Origin of the sequence: Rothia sp. HMSC069C10 (assembly GCF_001812205.1) — a bacterium.
In the GTDB taxonomy this organism is placed as follows: Bacteria; Actinomycetota; Actinomycetes; order Actinomycetales; family Micrococcaceae; genus Rothia; species Rothia mucilaginosa.
This window is the reverse complement of the sequence record NZ_KV808290.1, coordinates 152,045-173,694: the sequence shown is the minus strand read 5'-3', so window position 1 is coordinate 173,694 and position 21,650 is coordinate 152,045. Positions and strand designations below refer to the sequence as shown.

General features: G+C 58.2%; 17 protein-coding genes, 1 tRNA gene and 1 pseudogene. All 19 read left to right on the top strand.

The features are described from left to right. Positions 1–295 precede the first annotated feature (295 nt). Positions 296–1,396, top strand: a complete 1,101-nt coding sequence (locus HMPREF2842_RS01425; RefSeq protein WP_070642039.1) for a tetratricopeptide repeat protein — start codon at positions 296–298, stop codon at positions 1,394–1,396. A gap of 188 nt (positions 1,397–1,584) precedes the next feature. Continuing rightward, positions 1,585–2,622, top strand: a complete 1,038-nt coding sequence (locus HMPREF2842_RS01420) for an HAD-IIA family hydrolase (RefSeq protein ID WP_070642036.1) — start codon at positions 1,585–1,587, stop codon at positions 2,620–2,622. Then, complete coding sequence (locus HMPREF2842_RS01415; protein ID WP_005506658.1) at positions 2,615–2,782, top strand: hypothetical protein; 168 nt, start codon at positions 2,615–2,617, stop codon at positions 2,780–2,782. Before HMPREF2842_RS01420 ends, HMPREF2842_RS01415 begins: the two co-directional genes overlap by 8 nt. A gap of 107 nt (positions 2,783–2,889) precedes the next feature. Further along, positions 2,890–3,618: a TlyA family RNA methyltransferase gene (locus HMPREF2842_RS01410; RefSeq protein ID WP_070642033.1), complete on the top strand. Its 729-nt coding sequence runs from the start codon at positions 2,890–2,892 to the stop codon at positions 3,616–3,618. 217 nt (positions 3,619–3,835) lie between these two features. Beyond that, positions 3,836–4,155: pseudogene (gene merR, locus HMPREF2842_RS09050) on the top strand (Hg(II)-responsive transcriptional regulator); the annotation flags it as partial. 35 nt (positions 4,156–4,190) lie between these two features. Then, positions 4,191–5,831: a mercury(II) reductase gene (gene merA / locus HMPREF2842_RS09045; protein WP_001031938.1), complete on the top strand. Its 1,641-nt coding sequence runs from the start codon at positions 4,191–4,193 to the stop codon at positions 5,829–5,831. Positions 5,832–6,129: 298 nt separating this feature from the next. Then, positions 6,130–7,137 carry an NAD kinase gene (locus HMPREF2842_RS01405; RefSeq protein WP_141752166.1) on the top strand — a complete coding sequence of 336 codons (1,008 nt, stop codon included), beginning with the start codon at positions 6,130–6,132 and terminating at the stop codon, positions 7,135–7,137. A gap of 19 nt (positions 7,138–7,156) precedes the next feature. Continuing rightward, entirely contained in the window at positions 7,157–8,875 is a 1,719-nt protein-coding gene (gene recN, locus HMPREF2842_RS01400; protein WP_070642029.1) for a DNA repair protein RecN, read from the top strand. A gap of 340 nt (positions 8,876–9,215) precedes the next feature. Further along, a complete protein-coding gene (locus HMPREF2842_RS01395) occupies positions 9,216–10,910 on the top strand; it encodes a CTP synthase (RefSeq protein WP_070642023.1) in 1,695 nt (564 codons plus the stop codon). A 145-nt stretch (positions 10,911–11,055) separates the two neighbouring features. Next, positions 11,056–11,730 (top strand): NUDIX domain-containing protein, encoded by a 675-nt coding sequence (locus HMPREF2842_RS01390; protein WP_070642020.1) that lies wholly within the window; start codon positions 11,056–11,058, stop codon positions 11,728–11,730. A 96-nt stretch (positions 11,731–11,826) separates the two neighbouring features. Beyond that, positions 11,827–13,140, top strand: coding sequence for a tyrosine recombinase (locus HMPREF2842_RS01385; protein WP_070642015.1), 1,314 nt, complete (start codon positions 11,827–11,829; stop codon positions 13,138–13,140). A gap of 94 nt (positions 13,141–13,234) precedes the next feature. Beyond that, positions 13,235–14,095, top strand: a complete 861-nt coding sequence (locus tag HMPREF2842_RS01380; RefSeq protein ID WP_005506637.1) for a ParA family protein — start codon at positions 13,235–13,237, stop codon at positions 14,093–14,095. A gap of 192 nt (positions 14,096–14,287) precedes the next feature. Then, the gene (locus HMPREF2842_RS01375) at positions 14,288–15,289 is read left to right on the top strand and encodes a segregation and condensation protein A (protein WP_049358677.1); all 1,002 of its coding nucleotides are present in this window, start codon (positions 14,288–14,290) and stop codon (positions 15,287–15,289) included. Continuing rightward, entirely contained in the window at positions 15,282–16,331 is a 1,050-nt protein-coding gene (gene scpB, locus HMPREF2842_RS09040) for an SMC-Scp complex subunit ScpB (RefSeq protein WP_083309195.1), read from the top strand. Before HMPREF2842_RS01375 ends, scpB begins: the two co-directional genes overlap by 8 nt. A gap of 87 nt (positions 16,332–16,418) precedes the next feature. Continuing rightward, on the top strand, positions 16,419–17,579 hold the full coding sequence (locus HMPREF2842_RS01365; protein ID WP_005507699.1) for a pseudouridine synthase: 1,161 nt from the start codon (positions 16,419–16,421) through the stop codon (positions 17,577–17,579). 18 nt (positions 17,580–17,597) lie between these two features. Next, positions 17,598–18,767 carry a prephenate dehydrogenase gene (locus HMPREF2842_RS01360; RefSeq protein ID WP_070642012.1) on the top strand — a complete coding sequence of 390 codons (1,170 nt, stop codon included), beginning with the start codon at positions 17,598–17,600 and terminating at the stop codon, positions 18,765–18,767. Between the two features lie 54 nt (positions 18,768–18,821). Then, a complete protein-coding gene (gene cmk / locus HMPREF2842_RS01355; protein ID WP_060823702.1) occupies positions 18,822–19,514 on the top strand; it encodes a (d)CMP kinase in 693 nt (230 codons plus the stop codon). Positions 19,515–19,626: 112 nt separating this feature from the next. Next, positions 19,627–21,207, top strand: a complete 1,581-nt coding sequence (der, locus tag HMPREF2842_RS01350; RefSeq protein WP_070635124.1) for a ribosome biogenesis GTPase Der — start codon at positions 19,627–19,629, stop codon at positions 21,205–21,207. 197 nt (positions 21,208–21,404) lie between these two features. Beyond that, positions 21,405–21,478: transfer RNA gene (locus HMPREF2842_RS01345), tRNA-Pro, on the top strand. The last annotated feature ends 172 nt before the right edge of the window (positions 21,479–21,650 follow it).

Here is a 21,650-nt window from a genome sequence, read left to right as displayed (position 1 = left end):
CTGCACTTTTGTGGGTGTGGGAGAGTAGGTTATTGCCGCTTTATTATTCAATAGCCCCGGCTTCGCCGGGGCTATTTTTGTTTGGGGAGGCCCTAGGGCCTCCCCATTTGTCTTTAACATCCCATCAGTACGGGTGCACGGAAGGTGTTCTCTATACTAGAATGGTATGGCTTATGTTTAGGCATTAGCGGGTGCATCTAAGCACCCCTCATAGAGTTGATGCCTCAGGCAGCGGTTCGCCCGAATCGACTGCATACCCTACCCGCCCAAGAGCGGATACCTCCCAAGGAGATTCATGTCTGAGACCCCCCGTCACGAGTCTAACGGCTCCGGCCCCCGCCAGCACCGCAAGAACAGCGGAGGAAAGGACTTCCGCTCCAAGAAGGGCGGCAAGAACTTTGGCGGCAAGGGCGGTTTCAAGCGTAACGACCGCGGAGGCAAGAAGTTCGACGGTCGTCGCTCCGACTCCCGATCCAAGGCACCTCGCTCCAACGGCCCCGAGGCAGAAGCACCCCGCGAAGAAGTACGCAGCATTGGTGGCCGCGCAGGCTACCGCCCTGCAAAGCCCAAGGCACCGGAAATTGACGACGACATCACCGGTCGCGAGCTGGACGGTGCAACCTTCCGTCAGCTGCGTGCCCTGGAGCCCCGCAACGCTGAAACCGTTGCAAAGCACCTCGCCATGGCCGGTCGCTACCTCGACATCGACCCCGAGTTCGCGCTGGAACACGCGGTTGCTGCATCCCGAAGTGCAGGCCGTATTGCCGCAGTACGCGAAGCAGTCGGCGTCGCCGCATACGTTGCAGAAGACTTCGAACTGGCACTGCGCGAACTGCGCACCCACCGCCGTATTAGCGGCTCCGTAGACCACCTGGCACTGCTGGTGGACTGCGAACGTGCACTCGGCCGTCTGCCCAAGGCAATGGAAATGATTGCAGAATTCAAGAAGGAAGAACTGCCCGCCAACGTGCGCGTAGAGCTCGCCATCGTTGAATCCGGCATCCTCAGTGATCAGGGCAAGAAGTCTGAAGCTGTCGTAGCGCTGCAGATTCCTCAGCTGAACCCCAAGCGTGCCTTCGAGTACAGCCCCCGTCTGTTCAGCGCATACTCCGACGCGCTGGCTAACGCAGGCCGTAACCAGGAAGCAGAACGCTGGGCACGCCTCGCATTCATGGCAGAAGCAGCACTGGGCCAGGGCAACTTCGCAGAACCCGAAATCTTCGACATGTTCGGTGAAGCAGGCCTCTTCGAACAGGAAGAGAAGTCCGTAGAACTCACTGAAACCGCAGAAGACGCTGAAGGGACCGCGGAAGCTTCCGCAGAAGAGGAAGTAGCTGAGGACGAGAAGACCGAAGCGCCCAAGACTGAAGAAGCAGAAGAAACCTCCGCAGAATAAGACTGCAGAGAATCTAAGAATTCTAAATACGTGACCTAAGTGTCAGCGTGAAACCGCTGGACGCCACACCCAAGCAGGGGAGAGCGTCCAGCGGTTTTCTATATAATCGCCCGAAGGCACCAACGCTAGAGTGTCTAACAGGTACGATTAATAGCGACAACCGCCAGAGCCCCCGAGAGGAACACTCTATGACCACGAACGTACTCCTATCCCGCTACGATGCCCTCCTCTCCGATCTGGACGGCGTGGTCTACGCGGGTCCCTTCGCCATCGAAGGCGCACCCGAAGCGCTCAACCGTGCCGAAGAAGAACTCAATGTACCGGTCATCTTCGTCACCAACAACGCATCGCGCTCCGTAGAATCCGTAGCAGAGCACCTGCGAGAACTGGGTGTGCACACCCGAGCAGAACGAGTCGTCAGCTCCGCACAGGCAGGCGCCGCACTGCTCGCACAGCACGTACCCGCAGGCTCCAAGGTACTCATCACCGGTACCGAAGCACTCGCCGACTGCGTTCGTGCGGTAGGCCTCGAAACCGTACGCAAGGAAGAAGAAGGCCCCGTAGCCGTCATCCAGGGTTTCGACCCCAAGATCGGCTGGGAAGACCTGGCGGAAGCCGCCTACACCCTCGCAAACCCCGACATCCTCTGGATTGCCACCAACACCGACCAGAGCATCCCCAAGGAACGAGGCCAGGCACCCGGTAACGGCACCCTCGTAGCAGCCGTGGCAAGTGCAACCCGCCGCACCCCGCTCGTCGCGGGCAAGCCCGAAGCACCCATCTTCCACACTGCAGCAAAGGCAGTGAACTCCAGCCGCCCCGTTATCGTGGGCGACCGCCTGGACACCGACATTCTCGGTGCCAACAACGCAAAGATGGACGGTGCCCTCGTCCTCACCGGCGTACAGACCTACCAGGACGTCATCGAGGCAGTACCGAATCAGCGTCCGACCTATATTCTGCGCACCCTCGAGGACTTCTTCGCACCCTACCCCGAAATTGAGGTGCTCTACGAAGGCTATGAAGTCACCGCAACCGGCCCCACCTGGCAGGCACGAGTCCGCGGTGAAAACCTGAGCCTGACCGGCCCCGAGGTTGAAGACACCGAAGCATTTGCGGGCAGCGAGAGCGAAGCCGAAGCATGGCGTGTAGCCTGCGCGGCATGGTGGGCGGCAAACCCCGAACAGGGCGCACGCCCCAACATCCAGGGGATCCCCGGTGCCTAAAGAACCGGAGACTAATAGCACGGCAGAGGAAACCGCTGAGCTTGATGCAGAATTCGAGCGCCAACTCGCGGCGACCCTCGCCATGGATCCCGTAGAGCGCGTCAAGCGCCTCGAAACGATGAGTGAGCAGCTGGAGAAAGACCTCGAAAACCTCTCCTAGTTCGCGGCGGTGTCACCTCAGAACAGCAATGCTCTGAGGTGACACTAGATAACCCGTCACCAGACGATGACATCACCAGACGACGACAGAAAGAAGACAAGGACACCGTGCGCCTCGATAAATACCTGGTCGAAGCCGGATTCGTGAGTTCCCGAACCCTCGCCGCAAAACTCATCGCGGCAAGGGACGTGCAAGTCAACGGCAAGGTTGCGCGCAAAGCGTCCATGCTCGTGGGCCCGGAGGATACCCTCTACGTGCGCCAGAGCGAGCTGACCGAATACGTCAGCCGCGCAGGCCACAAGCTCGCCGGTGCCCTCGACGCGTTCCCCGAAATCGAGGTAGAAGGCAAGCGTTGCCTGGACGCGGGAGCATCCACCGGGGGCTTTACCGACGTGCTGCTTCGTCGAGGAGCCGCCCACGTAGCCGCCGTTGACGTCGGACACGGGCAGCTCGTGGACACGCTACGCGAAGAACCGCGAGTCGGCGTGTACGAAGGACTCAACGTTCGCTACATGAAGCCCGAAGACATTGGTGGGCAGGTCGAACTGACGGTTTCTGACCTCTCGTTCATCTCGCTGACCCTGGTTATGGAGGCGCTAGCGAACGCCACCGAAACCGGCGGCGACCTGGTGCTCATGGTCAAGCCGCAGTTCGAGGTCGGCAAGCACCGCATCGGACGTGGGGGAGTGGTGCACGAAGAATCCGCCCGCCGTGAAGCAGTAGAAAAAGTTCAGGCATCTGCGGTCAGCCACGGATTGCGTGTGATGGGTATGGAACCCAGCCCGCTCCCCGGACAGGACGGCAACGTAGAGTACTTCCTATGGTGCAAAAAATAAAGGGTCTTCGGAATATATAGTGGAATTACTTTCTTAATAGTTTAAAAACAACTGGTGTTTAAATCGGATTTTCTGGTGGGATGTTAGGATAATCAATAGTATTATATAAAAGTATCAATCACATACGAGTGATACTTTGGGAAAAAAATAAAATAGTCCAATTTACTTGACCGTGTACTATGGTACATGGTTTATAATATTCAGGGGGTGAAATAAGATGATTTATCGCATTAGTGAGTTTGCAGATAAATGTGGAGTTAATAAAGAAACGATCAGATATTACGAGCGAAAAAATTTATTACAAGAACCTCACCGAACGGAAGCTGGTTATCGGATATATTCATATGATGACGTTAAGCGTGTTGGGTTTATTAAACGAATACAGGAACTTGGTTTCTCTTTAAGCGAGATTTATAAATTACTTGGTGTTGTAGATAAAGATGAAGTTCGTTGTTAAGATATGTTCGAATTTGTTTCTAAAAACAAAAGGAAGTGCAAAAACAAATAGAGGATTTAAAACGAGTTGAAACTATGTTATAGTAGAAACATTAACAAACGAAAGGAGCTTTTTTATGAATAAATTTAAGGTAAACATTTCAGGAATGACTTGTACGGGTTGTGAAAAACACGTAGAGTCAGCACTTGAAAAGATAGGTGCTAAAAATATTGAGTCTAGTTATCGTCGTGGTGAAGCAGTATTTGAACTGCCCGATGATATTGAGGTTGAAAGTGCAATAAAGGCGATTGATGAAGCAAATTACCAAGCCGGAGAAATTGAAGAAGTATCATCACTAGAAAACGTGGCGTTAATTAATGAAGACAATTATGACCTTCTTATTATTGGTTCTGGTGCTGCTGCCTTTTCTTCGGCAATTAAAGCTATAGAATACGGTGCAAAAGTTGGAATGATTGAGCGTGGAACGGTTGGGGGAACCTGTGTGAATATTGGCTGTGTTCCGTCAAAAACTCTTCTTAGGGCAGGGGAAATCAATCATTTATCAAAAGACAATCCGTTTATAGGTTTACAAACATCCGCTGGAGAAGTGGATTTAGCTAGTTTAATCACGCAAAAGGATAAATTGGTGAGCGAACTTCGGAATCAAAAATATATGGATTTAATTGATGAATATAATTTTGATTTAATTAAAGGTGAAGCAAAATTCGTTGATGCTAGTACGGTTGAGGTCAATGGGACAAAGTTATCTGCAAAACGCTTTTTAATTGCAACAGGTGCATCGCCTTCGTTGCCCCAAATTTCAGGACTTGAAAAAATGGACTATTTAACTAGTACAACACTTCTTGAGTTAAAGAAAATACCAAAACGATTAACTGTAATTGGTTCAGGATACATTGGAATGGAGCTTGGACAACTATTTCATCATTTAGGTTCAGAAATAACGCTTATGCAAAGAAGTGAGCGACTTTTAAAGGAGTATGATCCTGAGATTTCAGAGTCAGTTGAAAAAGCGTTAATTGAACAGGGTATAAACCTTGTCAAAGGGGCAACTTTTGAGCGTGTTGAACAAAGTGGAGAGATAAAAAGGGTTTACGTAACAGTAAATGGCAGTAGAGAAGTCATTGAATCAGATCAGTTACTTGTTGCCACTGGAAGAAAACCAAATACGGATTCTTTAAATTTAAGTGCAGCAGGTGTTGAAACTGGAAAAAATAATGAAATCCTGATCAATGATTTTGGTCAAACAAGTAATGAAAAGATTTATGCAGCAGGAGATGTGACTTTAGGACCACAATTTGTATATGTAGCAGCCTATGAAGGTGGAATTATTACTGATAATGCTATTGGTGGATTAAACAAAAAAATAGATTTATCGGTAGTTCCTGCTGTTACGTTTACGAATCCGACGGTTGCAACGGTTGGTTTAACAGAAGAACAAGCAAAAGAGAAAGGGTATGATGTGAAGACATCTGTATTACCTTTAGATGCTGTTCCAAGAGCAATTGTAAACCGTGAAACAACCGGTGTATTTAAACTAGTAGCAGATGCAGAAACACTAAAAGTATTAGGGGTTCATATTGTATCTGAAAATGCAGGAGATGTCATCTATGCAGCATCATTAGCTGTTAAATTTGGCTTAACGATAGAAGATTTAACAGAAACCCTAGCGCCATATTTAACAATGGCTGAAGGGCTAAAATTAGTTGCACTTACGTTCGATAAAGATATTTCGAAATTATCTTGTTGTGCAGGCTAAGGGAACTTTTTTACAACTCCCTATTCAACGATGTCGAAAGTAAATATAGTGCCGAAAATAAATAGTGGTATTGGCAGTCTGAGAAAACCGCTCGGTAACGCAGGAGGCGTTGAGGGCGGGGCTTTCTCAGGCTGCCGCGCTATTCGCAGGTATTTTTACAGGTATTTTAGAGATACCCCAGCTGTACATTATTCGAAATAATTTTCTAAAAATATAGCTATTTAGAAAATCTTCGAGAACATATTCGGTATGATAGGTGTAGATACACCATCTCAACACCCGATGGGAGAGAGTCGTTATGGCAGAACACGAAAGCCACGCACCGCAGGAAGCAACCGCGCAGGTAGCTACCGCAGGTGCGCGTCATGGTTCCGAAGACTCGGTGGAACAACGTCACCGTAAGATTCTCGTCTTCGCCCACGTGGGGCGCAAAGAAGCACGAGATGCCGCCCGACAGGCATGCACCCAGCTCTACGAAGCGGGACTCGCACCCGTCATGACTCGCTCCGATCTGGAGACCCTGAGTGAAAACTGGGACGAGCCCGTCCCCGTGCAGGTCGTCCACGAATCCGTGGCGCTCATCGATATTGAACTCGGCGTGGTGCTCGGTGGTGACGGTTCGATTCTTCGCGCCGCAGAAATGGTGCGCCGAACCAGTGTTCCGCTCATCGGTGTGAACCTGGGGCACGTCGGCTTCCTCGCCGAATCCGAAGAGAGCGACCTGACCGAAACCGTTCGCTGCATCGTCAACAACGAATACACCGTTGAAGAACGCATGGCAATCGACGTGGAAGTCTGGAACGACGGCAAGCGCGTGCACAGCGACTGGGCGCTGAACGAAGCTAGCGTCGAAAAGGGCAACCGCGAAAAAATGATTGAAGTCATTATTGAGGTGGACTGCCGCCCGCTCAGCAGCTTCGGCTGCGACGGCGTGGTCATGGGAACCCCCACCGGCTCGACCGCCTACGCTTTCTCCGGCGGCGGCCCGGTCGTCTGGCCCGAAGTTGAAGCAATTCTCATGGTGCCGCTCTCGGCTCACGCGCTCTTCGCGCGCCCGCTGGTAGCAGCGCCGACCTCCACCCTGGCGGTAGAAATGATGCCCGGAAACGGTGCCTCCGGCGTGCTCTGGTGCGATGGCCGCCGAACCGTAGAGCTGGACCCCGGCTCCCGTATTGAGGTGCGACGCTCCGAAAAGTCGGTGCTGCTCGCCCGTATCCACCCGGCTCCCTTCTCTGAGCGACTGGTGCGTAAATTTGAGCTTCCGATCCGTGGCTGGCGTGGCCCGCAGGACACCGAGAAGCACTAAAGAAAAGGAATGAACGTTCGTGATTGAGGAAATCCATATTCGAGACCTCGGCATCATCACCGATGCGAGGCTCCCCCTCGAACCCGGATTCTCCGTGCTGACCGGTGAAACCGGCGCAGGTAAAACCATGGTCGTCACCGCCCTCGGTATGCTCCTGGGCGCCCGATCCGACGCCTCCAGCGTGCGCAACGGTGCTAAGAGCGCCCTCGCCGAAGCAGTGATTCGCCTGCCCCACGGGCACCGCGCCCTCGAGCTTGCCGAAGAAGCCGGCGGTACCGCCGAAGACATCGACGAACAGACCTCCGAGCTGCTGCTGGCACGCACCGTCAACGCCTCGGGACGCTCCCGTGCCCACGTCGGCGGTTGCTCCGCACCCATCGGGACCCTGTCTCAGATTGGTCAGACTCTTGTTGCAGTCCACGGCCAGTCCGATCAGCTGCGCCTCAAATCAGCGGCAGAGCAGCGCCAGTCCCTCGACCTGTACGCCGGTGAAGAGCTCTCCAACCTGCTGGAGAAGTACCGCGAAAACTACGAGCGATACCGCGCCGCCGCCGCAGAGCTGAAGGAAGTACGCGAAAACTCGCGCGCACGAGCCCTCGAAGCGCAGACCCTGCAGGGAGCCCTCGAAGAAATCAGTGCCGTCAACCCGCAGGAGGGCGAAGAAGAAGAGCTCAAAGCCGAAATGGTGAAGCTCATGAACGTTGAAGCGCTACGCATTGCCTCGGCAACCGCCTCCGCGGCGCTCAGCGGTAGTGAATACTCTACCGGCGACGAGCAGAGCGTCATGAGCCTGCTCGATGCAAGCCGCTCCGCGCTCCAGGCGCAGGCAGACGCTGATGAAGAGCTTGCTTCTCTCGCCGCGCGCGTCAACGAGCTGTTGATTCTTGCCACCGATATCTCCTCGGAGCTGTCCTCCTACATGGCCTCCCTGGATGTTGAAGGCCCCGAACGTCTGGCGCAGGTGCAGACTCGCCGCGCCCAGCTGGCGACCCTCACCCGCAAGTACGGTGCCGATATTGCCGAGGTCCTCGAATGGGCCGAAGAATCCCGTGCACGCCTCGAGACCCTGGTGGATGACCCGCAGCGACAGGAAACCCTGGAAACCGAGCTGGTACAGCTACGCAAGGTGCTTGGTGCCCAAGCAGAAGAGCTGACCGCCCTGCGCCGTGCCGCCGCGCAGAAACTGGCGGACGCCGTCAGTGAGGAGCTCACTGCTCTTGCCATGCCGAACGCCTCCCTGGTCGTGGAAGTTGCCGAAGCCGAAAAGTTCTCGGTACACGGCCGAGACACCGTGACCTTCATGCTGGCGCCCCACCGAACCGCCGTGCCGCGCCCGCTCGGTAAGGGCGCCTCCGGCGGCGAGCTCTCCCGCGTGATGCTCGCCCTGGAGGTAGTGCTTGCCGAAGTGGACCCCGTACCCACCTTCATCTTCGACGAGGTGGACTCCGGCGTGGGCGGTAAGGCCGCTATCGAAATCGGTCGCCGCCTCGCCATGCTCGCCCGACACGTGCAGGTTCTAGTGGTCACCCACCTGCCGCAGGTTGCAGCTTTCGCGGACCAGCACATCCTCGTGCTGAAAAACGATGACGCGTCCCTCTCAAAGGTCAAGGTACTTTCCGAAGAGGAACGCGTGGTGGAACTTGCGCGAATGCTCTCCGGACACGATCAATCAGAATCAGCGCGAGAGCACGCCCGAGAGCTGCTGGCCGCCGGTCGAGAAGTGCCCCAGGGGCGCTGAAACTGACGGCAAACCGGCAGGGAAAAGCATGAGGAAAGTGCTGGCAAAAGCACCGAAAGGCGGCATCTTTCGCACCAAAGACCATCAAAGGGGCTGAAGTGCGAGAGCATGCCTCGGAAAGTTGTCGGTGTAGCCCGTGCCGGTGACCAGCAGCGGCGCATGGAGCCCAGAGGATGTGAGATACTCTGTGAATGCTCCTACACCTGCTTCTACACGGCGCGGCGGGAATAATAAATCCCCGGCTCCGTTTACAGTGGTGATAAGGACAAATAGGGGAGGGAAAGCCGCCTGAGAGAATCCTCTCGCGGCAAAACCCTCTGCTTGGATAGCAGACAAGAAAATGGTAGGCTTGAATTCCGTGGTGAATGAAAAAAATAACGCTCTGAACGCGTCCTCTAACGACAAGGTAACCCGCCAGATTTTCGTGACCGGCGGCGTTGCATCTTCTCTCGGTAAGGGCCTGTCGGCCTCTTCCCTCGGTCAGCTTCTTCGCGCACGTGGCCTCTCTGTGACCATGCAGAAGTTCGACCCCTACCTGAACGTCGACCCCGGTACGATGAACCCCTTCCAGCACGGTGAAGTCTTTGTCACCGACGACGGTGCTGAAACCGACCTCGACATCGGACACTACGAGCGCTTCCTGGACGAGAACCTCGACCAGTCCGCTAACGTGACCACCGGCCAGGTCTACTCCTCCGTCATCGCAAAGGAACGCCGCGGCGAATACCTCGGTGACACCGTCCAGGTCATCCCTCACATTACCGACGAAATCAAGGCCCGCATGCGTCACGCAGCGGAAATTGACAACGCACCCGACATCATCATCACCGAAATCGGTGGTACCGTCGGCGATATCGAGTCCCTGCCCTTCATGGAAGCAGCACGCCAGGTACGCCGCGATGTTGGCCGCAAGAACGTCTTCTTCCTGCACGTCTCCCTGGTGCCCTTCATCGGCCCCTCCGGCGAGCTCAAGACCAAGCCGACCCAGCACTCCGTCGCAGCACTGCGCGGCCTGGGCATCCAGCCTGACGGCCTGATCCTGCGCTGTGAGCGTGAGGTCCCCGTATCGCACCGTACCAAGATCGGTAACGCATGCGACGTGGACAGCGACGCAGTCATCTCCTGCGCCGACGCACCCAGCATCTACGACATCCCCAAGACCTTGCACAGCCAGAAGCTCGACGACTACATCCTCGACTACTTCGGCATTGAGGCTCCCGCACCGGACTTCACCCAGTGGGACCGCCTGCTCGACGCAGTGCACCGCCCCGCCGCAGAGGTCAACGTTGGCCTGGTCGGTAAGTACATCGACCTGCCCGACGCATACCTGTCTGTCTCCGAGGCTCTGCGCGCCGGCGGCTTCGCAAACAACGTGAAGGTCAACATCAAGTGGGTTGCAGCCGACCTGTGCGCAACCGACGAAGATGCAGACCACCAGCTGCGCAACATGGACGCAATCCTCGTGCCCGGCGGCTTCGGCATCCGCGGCCTGGACGGCAAGATCGGCGCCCTCAAGTACGCACGTGAGCACAAGATCCCGACCCTGGGTATCTGCCTCGGCCTGCAGTCCATGGTCATCGAGTACGCACGCAACGTACTGGGCCTGTCAGAAGCATCCTCCACCGAGTTCGATCCGGAAACCTCCGTACCGGTCATTGCAACCATCGAAGAGCAGAAGCAGTTCGTCGAAGGTGCAGGCGACCTGGGCGGCACCATGCGCCTGGGCCTGTACAAGGCAAACCTGGTTCCCGGCTCTCAGGTTGCTAAGGCGTACGGTGCAACCGAGGTTGCAGAGCGTCACCGCCACCGCTACGAGGTGAACAACGAGTACCGCGAGCAGCTTGAAGAAGCAGGCCTGCGCATCTCCGGTACCTCCCCGGACTCCTCGCTGGTCGAGTACGTGGAACTGCCCGCAGAGGCACACCCCTACTACGTGGCAACTCAGGCACACCCCGAGTACCGCTCGCGTCCGACCCGCCCGCACCCGCTCTTCTCCGGCCTGATTAAGGCTGCTCTGGAGCGCCGCGGCGCCTAACAGCTAGGCACAAACGTTCAGCATCCCGCTCACCCCGCGCAGGGGAGAGCGGGATGCTTTCATTTAAACCTGAACATGCCTTATTCCGTGCCCGTACCTGACGCGCCAAACGTAGCGGGGCTAAGAAGCCGCCTACAATGAAAGAATGAGCAACAACCAGCAGATTATTGATGCACCCTCTGAACGCACCATCCGCACCCGCACCGTGAAGTACAGCGGCTACGTCATCGAAACCACCGTGGAAGAGTACGAACTTAACGAAAACACCGTGCTGACCCGCGACGTCGTGGAAATGCCCGGCGCCGTCGCCGTGGCGGTCCTCAACGACAACAACGAACTGCTGATGCTTAACCAGTATCGCCACCCGGTGCGCATGAACCTCTGGGAAGTACCCGCTGGACTGCTCGACATCGACGGTGAAGACCCCCTGGTCGCCGCGCAGCGCGAACTTGCCGAAGAGGCAGACCTGCAGGCAGAAACCTGGAACGCACTGACCGACTACTTCAGCAGCCCCGGCGCAACCAGCGAAGCAGGCCGCGTCTACCTGGCGCGTAACCTCTCGGAACTGCCCGCCGAAGAACGTAGCGAGCGTACCGAAGAAGAAGCTGAAATGACCTACCGCTGGGTGCCCCTCGCCGAGGCGGTACAGCTGGTACTGGGCGGAAAGGTTCATAACGCGCTCGCTATCCAGGCGGTACTCGCCACCTACGCGGCTGCGCAGAACAACTTTGAAGGCCTGCGCCCCGCCGAGGGTGGCTGGGAGTTCCACCCCTACATGGGACAGCGCCGCGAAAAGCCGGAGAACTTCCGCAACCACTAAGAACGGAACAGGGGGGGGGCGGGGGAGTAGCCTCGCCTACGGCAAGCCCAAATATCAAGAGGCCCAAACATCAACAGAACCGACAGAGGAGATAGCGTGAAGCAGACAAAAAGCACGGTGAGCAAGGCGCCCCGCGGCGCGGGTCTGCTCGGCGTAACCTCTTCTGCCGGTTCCTCCGTGCTGGGTTCTTCTGCTCTGGATTCTTCTAGCCTGGGTGCTTTCCACCAGGAGGCACAGACCCCGCTCCAGAAAGCCGTTGACCAGTACCTCATCCACCTGCGCGTGGAACGAGGAAGCAGCGAGCACACCATCGCCTCCTACGCGCGTGATTTGCGACGATACAGTGCCTACATGGCGACCCTCGGCGTCATCGACCCCGAACGCATCACCACCGCGCAGGTACGCTCCTTCATGCGGGAACTCGCCGCCCCCACCGTGCCCCTTGCTGGATTCGTTGCCGGATTCGAAGCGGGGGAGAAGGACAACCAGAACGCACGGGAAGCTCGGGAAGCGCAGGAAGAAGCCGCAGAATCGCTGGCGCTGATGATCGCCTCCGAATCGGGGCGAGGTACTGGAAACGGGCGTGCCGGGCAGTCGAAAGCTGGGGCCCCTGAACAAGAAACGCCAACCGCAGAAGGCGCGCCAAGCCTGCCCCTACCGTTGGGCCCGAACTCCATCGCCCGCACTATGGCGGCAGTCCGCGGCGCGCACGCCTTCTGGGTCTCCGCGCTCATCGTGCCCACCGACCCGGCGGCGCCGGTCACCCCGCCTAAGAACGTCAAGCGTCTGCCCAAAGCAGTTAGCGTCGAAGACATTCAGCGGCTACTTGCCGTACCCGACCGTGAAACCGCAACCGGGCTACGCAACCGAGCCATCCTCGAATTTCTCTACGCCACCGGCGCGCGCGTGAGCGAAATGCTCAACGCCGATATTGACGACGTGCACTTTGAAGGAACCCTCACCGACGAAGACGGCAACCAGATCACCCTGCCCGGCTACGTTCGTCTCTTCGGCAAAGGAAACAAAGAACGACTCGTGCCCATCGGTAGTTACGCCCAAAAAGCGATCCAAGACTACCTGGTGCGCGGGCGGCCCGCGCTCGTGGCGCACGGTAAAGGCACCGCCGCGCTCTTCGTCAACGGACGAGGCGGCAGACTCGGACGCCAAGGTGCGTGGCTCATCCTCAAAGAAGCCGCCGAAGCCGCCGGGCTCAGCTCCGACTTCTCGCCGCACTCCATGCGCCACAGTTTCGCAACGCACCTGCTACAGGGCGGAGCCGATATTCGTGTGGTGCAGGAACTGCTCGGGCACGCCTCCATCGCGACCACGCAGGTGTACACGAAGGTCACGCCCGAGGGGCTCATGGAGGTGTACCGCATGGCGCATCCGCGTGCTCACGAGAGGGGATAAAACCCCGTCAATCCGCGGAACAGCCGCTCTTGAGGTAACCTTATAGACAACGCTTAAACTTTAAAACTTCGAATTCATTGATGAAGGTGAACCATTGACTGAAGCTCAGGCTCAAGAACTCGGCCCCACCGGTCGACCCCTGCGCGTATACCCCGACCCGGCTCCGCTGAGCAGCCACGGTCCCGCCCGCATTATCTCTATGGTGAATCAGAAGGGCGGCGTGGGTAAGACCACCTCCACCATTAACCTGGGCGCAGCACTGGCAGAATGCGGCCGTAAGGTGCTACTGGTCGACTTCGACCCGCAGGGTGCTCTCTCCGCAGGTTTCGGTGCGAACCCGCACGAACTGGACCTGACCGTCTACAACGTCATGATGGACCGCAAGGTCGACATCAAGGACGTCATCCTGCCCACCGGCGTGGAGAACATCGACCTGCTGCCCGCCAACATTGACCTCTCCGCAGCTGAAGTTCAGCTGGTCAACGAAGTGGCTCGCGAGCAGGTTCTCGCCTCGGCGCTGCGCAAGGTCCGCGACGAATACGACGTCATCCTCATCGACTGCCAGCCCTCCCTGGGCTTGCTGACCGTCAACGCACTGACCGCCTCCGAAGGCGTCATCATCCCGTTGATTTGTGAGTTCTTCGCGCTGCGCGCCGTCGCACTGCTGGTCGACTCCATCGAGAAGGTGCAGGACCGCCTGAACCCCGACCTCGAAATCTCCGGCGTACTTGCCACCATGTTCGATGCCCGCACCATCCACTCCAAGGAAGTTCTGGCACGCATCGTGGACGCATTCGGCGACAAGGTCTTCGACACCGTCATCAAGCGCACCGTGAAGTTCCCGGACGCATCGGTGTCCGCTGAGCCGATTCTCAGCTACGCCTCCAGCCACCCCGGCGCGGAAGCATACCGCCAGGTGGCACGCGAACTGATCTACAAGGGCGGCGCACGCTAAAGCCCCCACACCTATACGCCCTCTGCTGAGGTGACTCTCACCCTTGAGTCACACCGGCAGAGGGCGTATAATTGTGTGGATTCTAAAGACCCCGCACACTGCTTACGCCGAAAAAGTAGGCGAAGTAGCAGCCGCATCTGAGACGGCACCAACAAAGCCGGGGAGAATAAACCTAAGGAGAATAGGTCGTTTATGACCACGAACGTCGCTGCCGTGAGGGTACCGACACCGAACGCAGACACCGCCGCGAACGCCCGGACTGAGGGCCGCGGCCTGCAGAACCCGGGTTTCACCCTCACCCTCAGTAATTTTGAGGGTCCCTTTGATCTTCTACTGACCCTGATTTCGCGCCGCAAACTCGACATTACCGAGGTGGCGCTCGCAGAGGTCACCGACGAGTTCCTCGCATACCTGCACGCCCTCTACGCTGAAGGCACCGAACGCGCACTCGACGAAGCCAGTGAATTTCTGGTCACCGCCGCAACCCTGCTGGAACTCAAAACCGCACGCCTGCTCCCGCAGCATCGTGAACCCCTCGAAGAGGACGTTGCACTGCTGGAGGCGCGCGATCTGCTCTTCGCCCGTCTGCTGCAATACCGCGCGTACCGCGAAGTCGCCGATATTTTTGCTGAACGCTGGGCGCAAGAAGCGCAGCGTTTTCCCCGTGCGGTAGCCCTCGAAGAACGATTCGCCCAGGCACTTCCCGAGTTGGTCTTCACCGGAGGTGCCGAAGAGTTCGCCCGCATCGCCGCAGCAGCGCTGAGCCGAACCCCCAAAGATCCCGAACCGGAACCCGAAGAAATCGTTGAAGAACTCAACGAGCACTTGCACGTTCCGCTAACCACCATCGCGGCTGAAGAACATTACATTCTGCACAGCCTGCTCGATACCGCGGCGCGGGAACTGAGCTTCGCCGAACTGGTTCAAGGATCCGGCGAACTAGAAATCGCGGTGGTTCGTTTTCTCGCCCTGCTCGAGCTCTACAAAGAAGGTGCCCTGCACGTGGAACAGGACGCACCGCTCGGAGCCATTCGGGTACGTGCGAGCGCGAGCGCCGCACAGTTCGTGATCCGCGAAGAAAGTACAGACACCGCAGGCACTCAGGATGCGCACGAAACCAGCGAAGCACCTGAACCACCCGAAGCGAACGGATCTGAAGCTAACACGGGACCGGTAAAGGAGGATTATGAGTAATCACGGCTCACGCTTTGACCGTGAATTCACCCCCGACGACCTTGCCATCGTGAACATGGGCTACTGGGATCCGAACGCAGACGAGGATTCGGAACAGGCAGACTTAGCGCCGGTAGAGGCGGTAGAGGCCGAGATATCAAAGCCTGCTGAGGCGGACGCTGAGCCGGCTGGGCACGAAGTAGCCGTAGCGCCTCTGGAGGCTGAGATTCCCGAAGATGCTGAGGTTACCGAAGAAGCTGAGGAGGCTGAAGCCGCTGAAACGGTAGAGGACTCCGATGGTTCCGACATTTCCGACAGCTCCGAGGAATCGCAGGAAACCGCACCCCGCGAGTCGAAGAAATCTGTAACGAAATTGGCAGCGAAATCGGCAAAAATTCCGGCGGGAGGTCCCTCCACCGCACCCAGCGTGGCGGTCGATGCCGAAGCCGAATTCTCCAAGGTCGAGGCAATCCCCGGCGGCGTCAAAAGCGCCATCGAAGCAATCCTAGCCGTTGCCGAAGCGCCCGTGAGCGTGCGTGAACTCTCCGCCGCGCTCATCGTCAGCGAACGCGCTGTTGAGCACGCGCTCGACCAGCTGTACCGCGAGTACAACGGCGAAGAAAGCGGCTACGGAGAAGACGAAAACCGAGTGGCGCCCGAACCGCGCGGATTCCAGCTGCGGAACGTCGCCGGAGGCTGGAAACTCTACGCCCGCGACGACTTCGCCCCCTGGGTGGCACGCTTTGTGACCCGCTCCAAGAGCGCGACGCTGAGCAAACCAGCCTACGAAACGCTGGCTGTCATTGCCTACCAGCAGCCGGTGACCAGGGCGAGGGTAGCCTCCATTCGAGGCGTAAATGCGGATGCGGCAATCCGTCAGCTGCTGCAACGGCAGCTGATTCGTGAAGCAGGGCGAGAAGCCGGAAGCGGCGCGACCCTCTACGAAACCACGGAGCTACTGCTGGCGAAGCTCGGGCTGAACTCCCTGGAGGAGCTGCCGGCGCTTGCGCCCTTCCTGCCCGATGATACGGAAGCCGCAGTGCTTGCCGAGGGCAACGACTAAGACAAAGACAACGAATCAATAAGACGAACGAACGTTCGGGAAATTCCTGAAACGTTCGCACTATACGACAGAAAAGAGAAGAACACCATGGCATATGGAAACTCCTCCCGCGGCGGCCGCTCTGCATCCGGTCGCCCCCAGAACTCCCGCGGTGGCCGTCCCGGCGCTGCTCGTCCCGGTCAGGGCGGTAAGCCCGGCGCTAAGGGCGCATCCGCACGCGGCGGTCGTCCCGGCGCACCGAAGAGTGGCGCAGGCAAGGGCGGCGCAAAGGGCTTCGGCGAGAAGAAATTCGGTGACAAGAAGTTTGGCGAGAAGAAGTTCGGCGCAGGCCGCGCAGGTTCCGGCCGAGGCCGCGGTACCGAACTGCCCAAGCGCGAACGCCGCGCACCGGGCCGCCCCTACCGCTCCGGCGAAGCCTTCGCAAACGAGCGCGGCGAATACCGCGTCAGCAACTACGCTGGCCCGCACCGCCCCCGCCGCCCCCGCAACGCCCCGGTAGACCACTACGAGTTCTACGACCACGACGGCGTACGCCTGCAGAAGCTGCTTGCCCAGGCCGGTGTGGCATCCCGCCGCGTCTGCGAAGAAATGATTACCGAAGGCCGCGTCACCGTCAACGGTGAAGTCGTGACCGAGCTGGGCGTGCGCGTGGACCCCTCCAAGGTCACCGTGCAAGTGGACGGCATGACCGTTCAGACCAACGACAAGCTCGTCTACATGGCATTCAACAAGCCCGCCGGCGTGGTCTCCACCATGGAAGACCCCGAAGGTCGCCCCTGCATCTCCGACTTCCTGCGTTCCTCCATGAGCGAGCGCGTATTCCACGTGGGCCGCCTGGACGTCGAAACCGAGGGTCTGCTGCTGCTGACCAACGACGGTGAACTGGCGAACCGCCTCACCCACCCCTCTTACGAGGTGCCCAAGACCTACCTGGTGCAGGTTCCCGGCCCCATGGAGCCCGGCGTCGGCGCAGCCATGAAGAAGGGTATTCGCCTGGAAGACGGCGTGACCCGCGTTGACGAGTTCAAGCTGGTGGACTCCACCCCTGGCCACGTGCTCGTTGAGGTGACCATCCACTCCGGTAAGAACCGCATTGTGCGCCGCCTCTTCGACGCGGTCGGCTACCCGGTCGAGCGCCTGGTCCGTGTCGAGATGGGCCCGATTCGTATTGGTTCGCAGAAGCAGGGCACCGTCCGTAACCTCTCCAAGGTCGAGATCGGTCACCTGCTCGCTTCGGTGGACATGTAATAACGCTAAGGAGTTGTCATGAGCTCGCCCGCTGAGCTTTCCGCATCTGAGCTGCCCATGGACTCAACGCTAACCGGGCCGGTGCTCATTATCGGCTCGGGTCTGCTGGGTGCCTCCATTGGTTTGGGGTTGCGTGCGGCAGGATGCGAGGACGTGTACGTCCAAGATATTTCACCCACCGCCGAGGCAGTGGCGCAGGATATTGGTGCCGGTACAAGCATCTCCACCCTGTCGGAGGAGGAACGCGCCGCCTTCGCCCCGCAGCTGGTGGTGGTGGCGGCGCCTCCGGATAGTGCCGGTGCCGTGTGCGCTCGCGCGTTGAACACCTATGCGCCTCGACCGGAGGCGGGCTACCCCGGCGCCGTGGTGACGGATGTTGCCTCGGTGAAGGTGCAACCGCTGGCTGATGTGCTTGCCTCGGGTGCGGATGCGTCCCGTTACGTGGGTTCGCATCCGATGGCTGGGCGTGAGAAGTCGGGCCCGGTGGCTGCTCGCGGTGAGCTGTTCCAGGCGCGTCCGTGGATTATCTGCGAGCACGATTCGGTTCGCCCCGAGTGTGTGCGTCTGGTGCGTTCTGTGGCGGTGGAACTGGGCGCGATTGTGACTTCTCTGAGCGTTGAGGAGCACGATCAGACGGTTGCTCTGATCTCTCACGTGCCGCAGGCGATGAGTTCACTGTTGGCTTCGCGTCTGCAGGACACTCCGCTGTATGCGCTGTCTTTGGCGGGTCAGGGTTTGCGCGATACGGTGCGTATTGCGGCTTCGGACCCGACGCTGTGGGTGCAGATTTTTGCGGCGAACGCTGACCCGATTGTGAAGACCCTCTACGGGGTGCGTGATGACCTGAACCGCCTCATCGCAACGCTGGAGAACCCGACGGCATCCGGCGCTCGCCTGGATTTGGCGCAGCTGATGAGCGAAGGCAACGCGGGCGTGAGCCGTATTCCGGGTAAGCACGGTACAGCCCCCGCCGCGTTCGCAAAGATGACGGTGCTGGTGGACGACACCCCCGGCACGCTGGCTCGTTTGCTTGCCGAGATTGGTGAGCTGGGCGCGAACCTTGAGGATTTGCGTCTGGAGCACTCGACGGGCGCCCCGGTGGGTATGGCTGAAATCTCGGTCAATCCGTCCATTCATGAGGCGCTGGTCCGCGATTTGTCGGCTCGCGGTTGGCGTGTTGTGAAGTAGAGTTAAAGCTGTATTTTCCGGCATAAAGTTTGAGACGAATTTTAAGGAGTGCTGATGCACGAGAACCCTAAACTGACGATTGCTATTGACGGTCCCTCCGGTTCCGGTAAGTCGTCTGTGTCTAAGGAAGTTGCACGCCACTTTGGTCTGGCGTACCTGGACACCGGTGCAATGTACCGTGCCGCAACCTACCGTGTGCTGGAACTTGGCATTGACCTGAACGACGCTGAAGCGATCGCGAAGGCTGTCGAGGAGATGCCCCTGGTGTTCGGTACGAACATTAAGGAAGAAGAGATTCTGATGGGCTCGACCGATATCCGTGAGGAGATTCGTAGCGAGCGCATTTCTTCGGCTGTTTCTGCTGTGGCTTCGGTTCCGGCGGTTCGTGAGCACCTGATCGGTCTGCAGCGTTGGATGATTGACCACGCTATTAACGGCATGGTCGCTGAGGGCCGCGACATCACCACCGTGGTCGCTCCCGACGCTGATGCGCGCATCCTGCTGACTGCTTCTGAGGAGGTGCGCATGGCGCGCCGCGGCCTGGAGAACGCGGAGAAGTCCGGCGCTTCGGGTGATTTGAGCAAGCAGATTGCTGAGCGTGATGCGAAGGATTCGAAGGTCAATAACTTTATGGAAGCTGCCGAGGGCGTGACCCTGGTGGACAGCTCGGATCTTGATTTTAATGCGACGGTCTCTGCAGTGATTAACGCTGTGAATGACCAGTTGAAGGCGAAGCGCGCGGGCTAGGCCCCGCCGAAACGCTGGGGGAGTGGTGCATCCGCTCCCGATAAGACGTTGAGCCGTGCTCGCGTGCTGACCAATGGGTTGGGCGCGGGGGCGGGTAGAGAAAGGAATGCGCATGGCTGAGGACGCTATCCGCGACGATTACGAAGATAAGTACCTGGGCGGTGGCGAGGACGACGTTACCGAGCGCCTCGCTGAGATTGATGATGAGACCGCTGACCAGCGTGCTCAGGCTCTGCTTGAGGGTCTTGAGGACTACGACCTGGATGAAGAGGACCGCGCCCTGCTGGGTGCCTGGGGTTTCGACATTGAGGAAGAGGAAGAGCAGCTCGCTGATCCGGTAGTGGCGATTGTTGGCCGCCCGAACGTGGGTAAGTCGACCATCATTAACCGTATTCTGGGCCGCCGTGAAGCGGTGGTTGAGGATAAGCCGGGTGTGACTCGTGACCGCGTGTCCTATAAGGCTGAGTGGCTGGGTAAGAGCTTCACCCTGGTTGATACCGGTGGTTGGGAGTCTGACGCTCGCGGTATTGATGCTCAGGTTGCTGAGCAGGCTGAGATTGCTGTGGAGCAGGCCGATGTTGTGGTCCTGGTGGTGGATGCCCGCGTGGGTGTGACCGCTTCGGACGAGCAGATTGTGCGTATGCTGCGCCGCGTGAAGAAGCCGATCATTCTGATTGCTAACAAGATTGACGACGCTCACCTGGAGCCGGAGATTTATAACCTCTGGTCGCTGGGTATGGGTCAGCCGTTCCCGGTGTCGGGTCTGCACGGTCGTGGCCTGGCGGATGCTCTGGACGAGATCCTTGAGGTCATGCCGGAGCACTCGCAGTTTGCTCAGCCGGAGGCGCTGGGTGGTCCGCGTCGTGTGGCTCTGGTGGGTCGCCCGAACGTGGGTAAGTCGTCGCTGCTGAATAAGCTGGCTGGTTCTGAGCGTGCCGTGGTGAATGACCTGGCTGGTACGACTCGTGACCCGATTGACGAGATTATTGAGCTGGGCGGCTACCCTTGGCGTTTTGTGGATACCGCGGGTATTCGCCGTCGCCAGCATATGGCTAAGGGTGCGGAGTTCTACTCTTCGCTGCGTACTCAGACTGCTCTGGAGCGCTCTGAGGTTGCCGTGGTGCTGCTGGATGTTTCCGAGCCGATCTCTGAGCAGGACGTGCGTATCGTGCAGACCGTGATTGATTCGGGTCGTGCGATGGTCCTGGCATTCAATAAGTGGGATACCCTCGATGAGGATCGCCGCTACATGCTTGAGCGCGAGATTGAGCGCGACCTGGCCCACGTGCAGTGGGCGCCTCGCGTGAACATTTCGGCGAAGACCGGTTGGCACAAGGACAAGCTGGTCCCGGCCCTGGAGCACTCGCTGGAGTCGTGGGATTCGCGTATTCCGACCGGCCGCCTGAACGCATTCCTGGGTGAGATTGTGGCCGCGCATCCGCACCCGCTGCGCGGTGGCAAGCAGCCGCGTATTCTCTTCGGTACTCAGGTGTCTTCGCGCCCGCCGAAGTTCGTGCTCTTTACTACCGGTTTCTTGGATCCGGGTTACCGACGCTTCATCATGCGTCGTCTGCGTGAGACCTTTGATTTCACAGGCACCCCGATTGAGATTTCGATGCGCGTGCGTGAGCGCCGCTCCCTGGGTGAGCGTCAGAGCGCGAAGGCTAAGAAGGGTAAGGGCGGCCGCCGCTAGTAGCGGGGGTGTCTGCCTGATGCCGTGTTGCTGGGCTGGGCCCCCACGCGCTGGATCCTGTGCAGAAAATCTGCAAAAAAAGATTTTTAAGATTTTTTCTAAAAATGGGGATTCTGGCTTGCGCGGGGGTTGAAAGCCCGGTATAGTTATTCGAGTGTTCAGGGGAAACCTTGAAAACAATATCGTGAATAACGAATCGGGTTGTGGCGCAGCTTGGTAGCGCACTTGACTGGGGGTCAAGGGGTCGCAGGTTCAAATCCTGTCAACCCGACAGATAAAGCTCCGGAAGGTTTTTCCTTCCGGAGCTTTTTGTATGCCGTTTAGTGGTTTTTGTTTTGCTTGCTTGGATGGGGAAATACGGGAGTCGGTGCCAAATACACGGCTGGAAGCACTGAAGGGCGCTCTCTTCCTTGGGATGGCGGGGGAGGGGCCGGCATTGCACC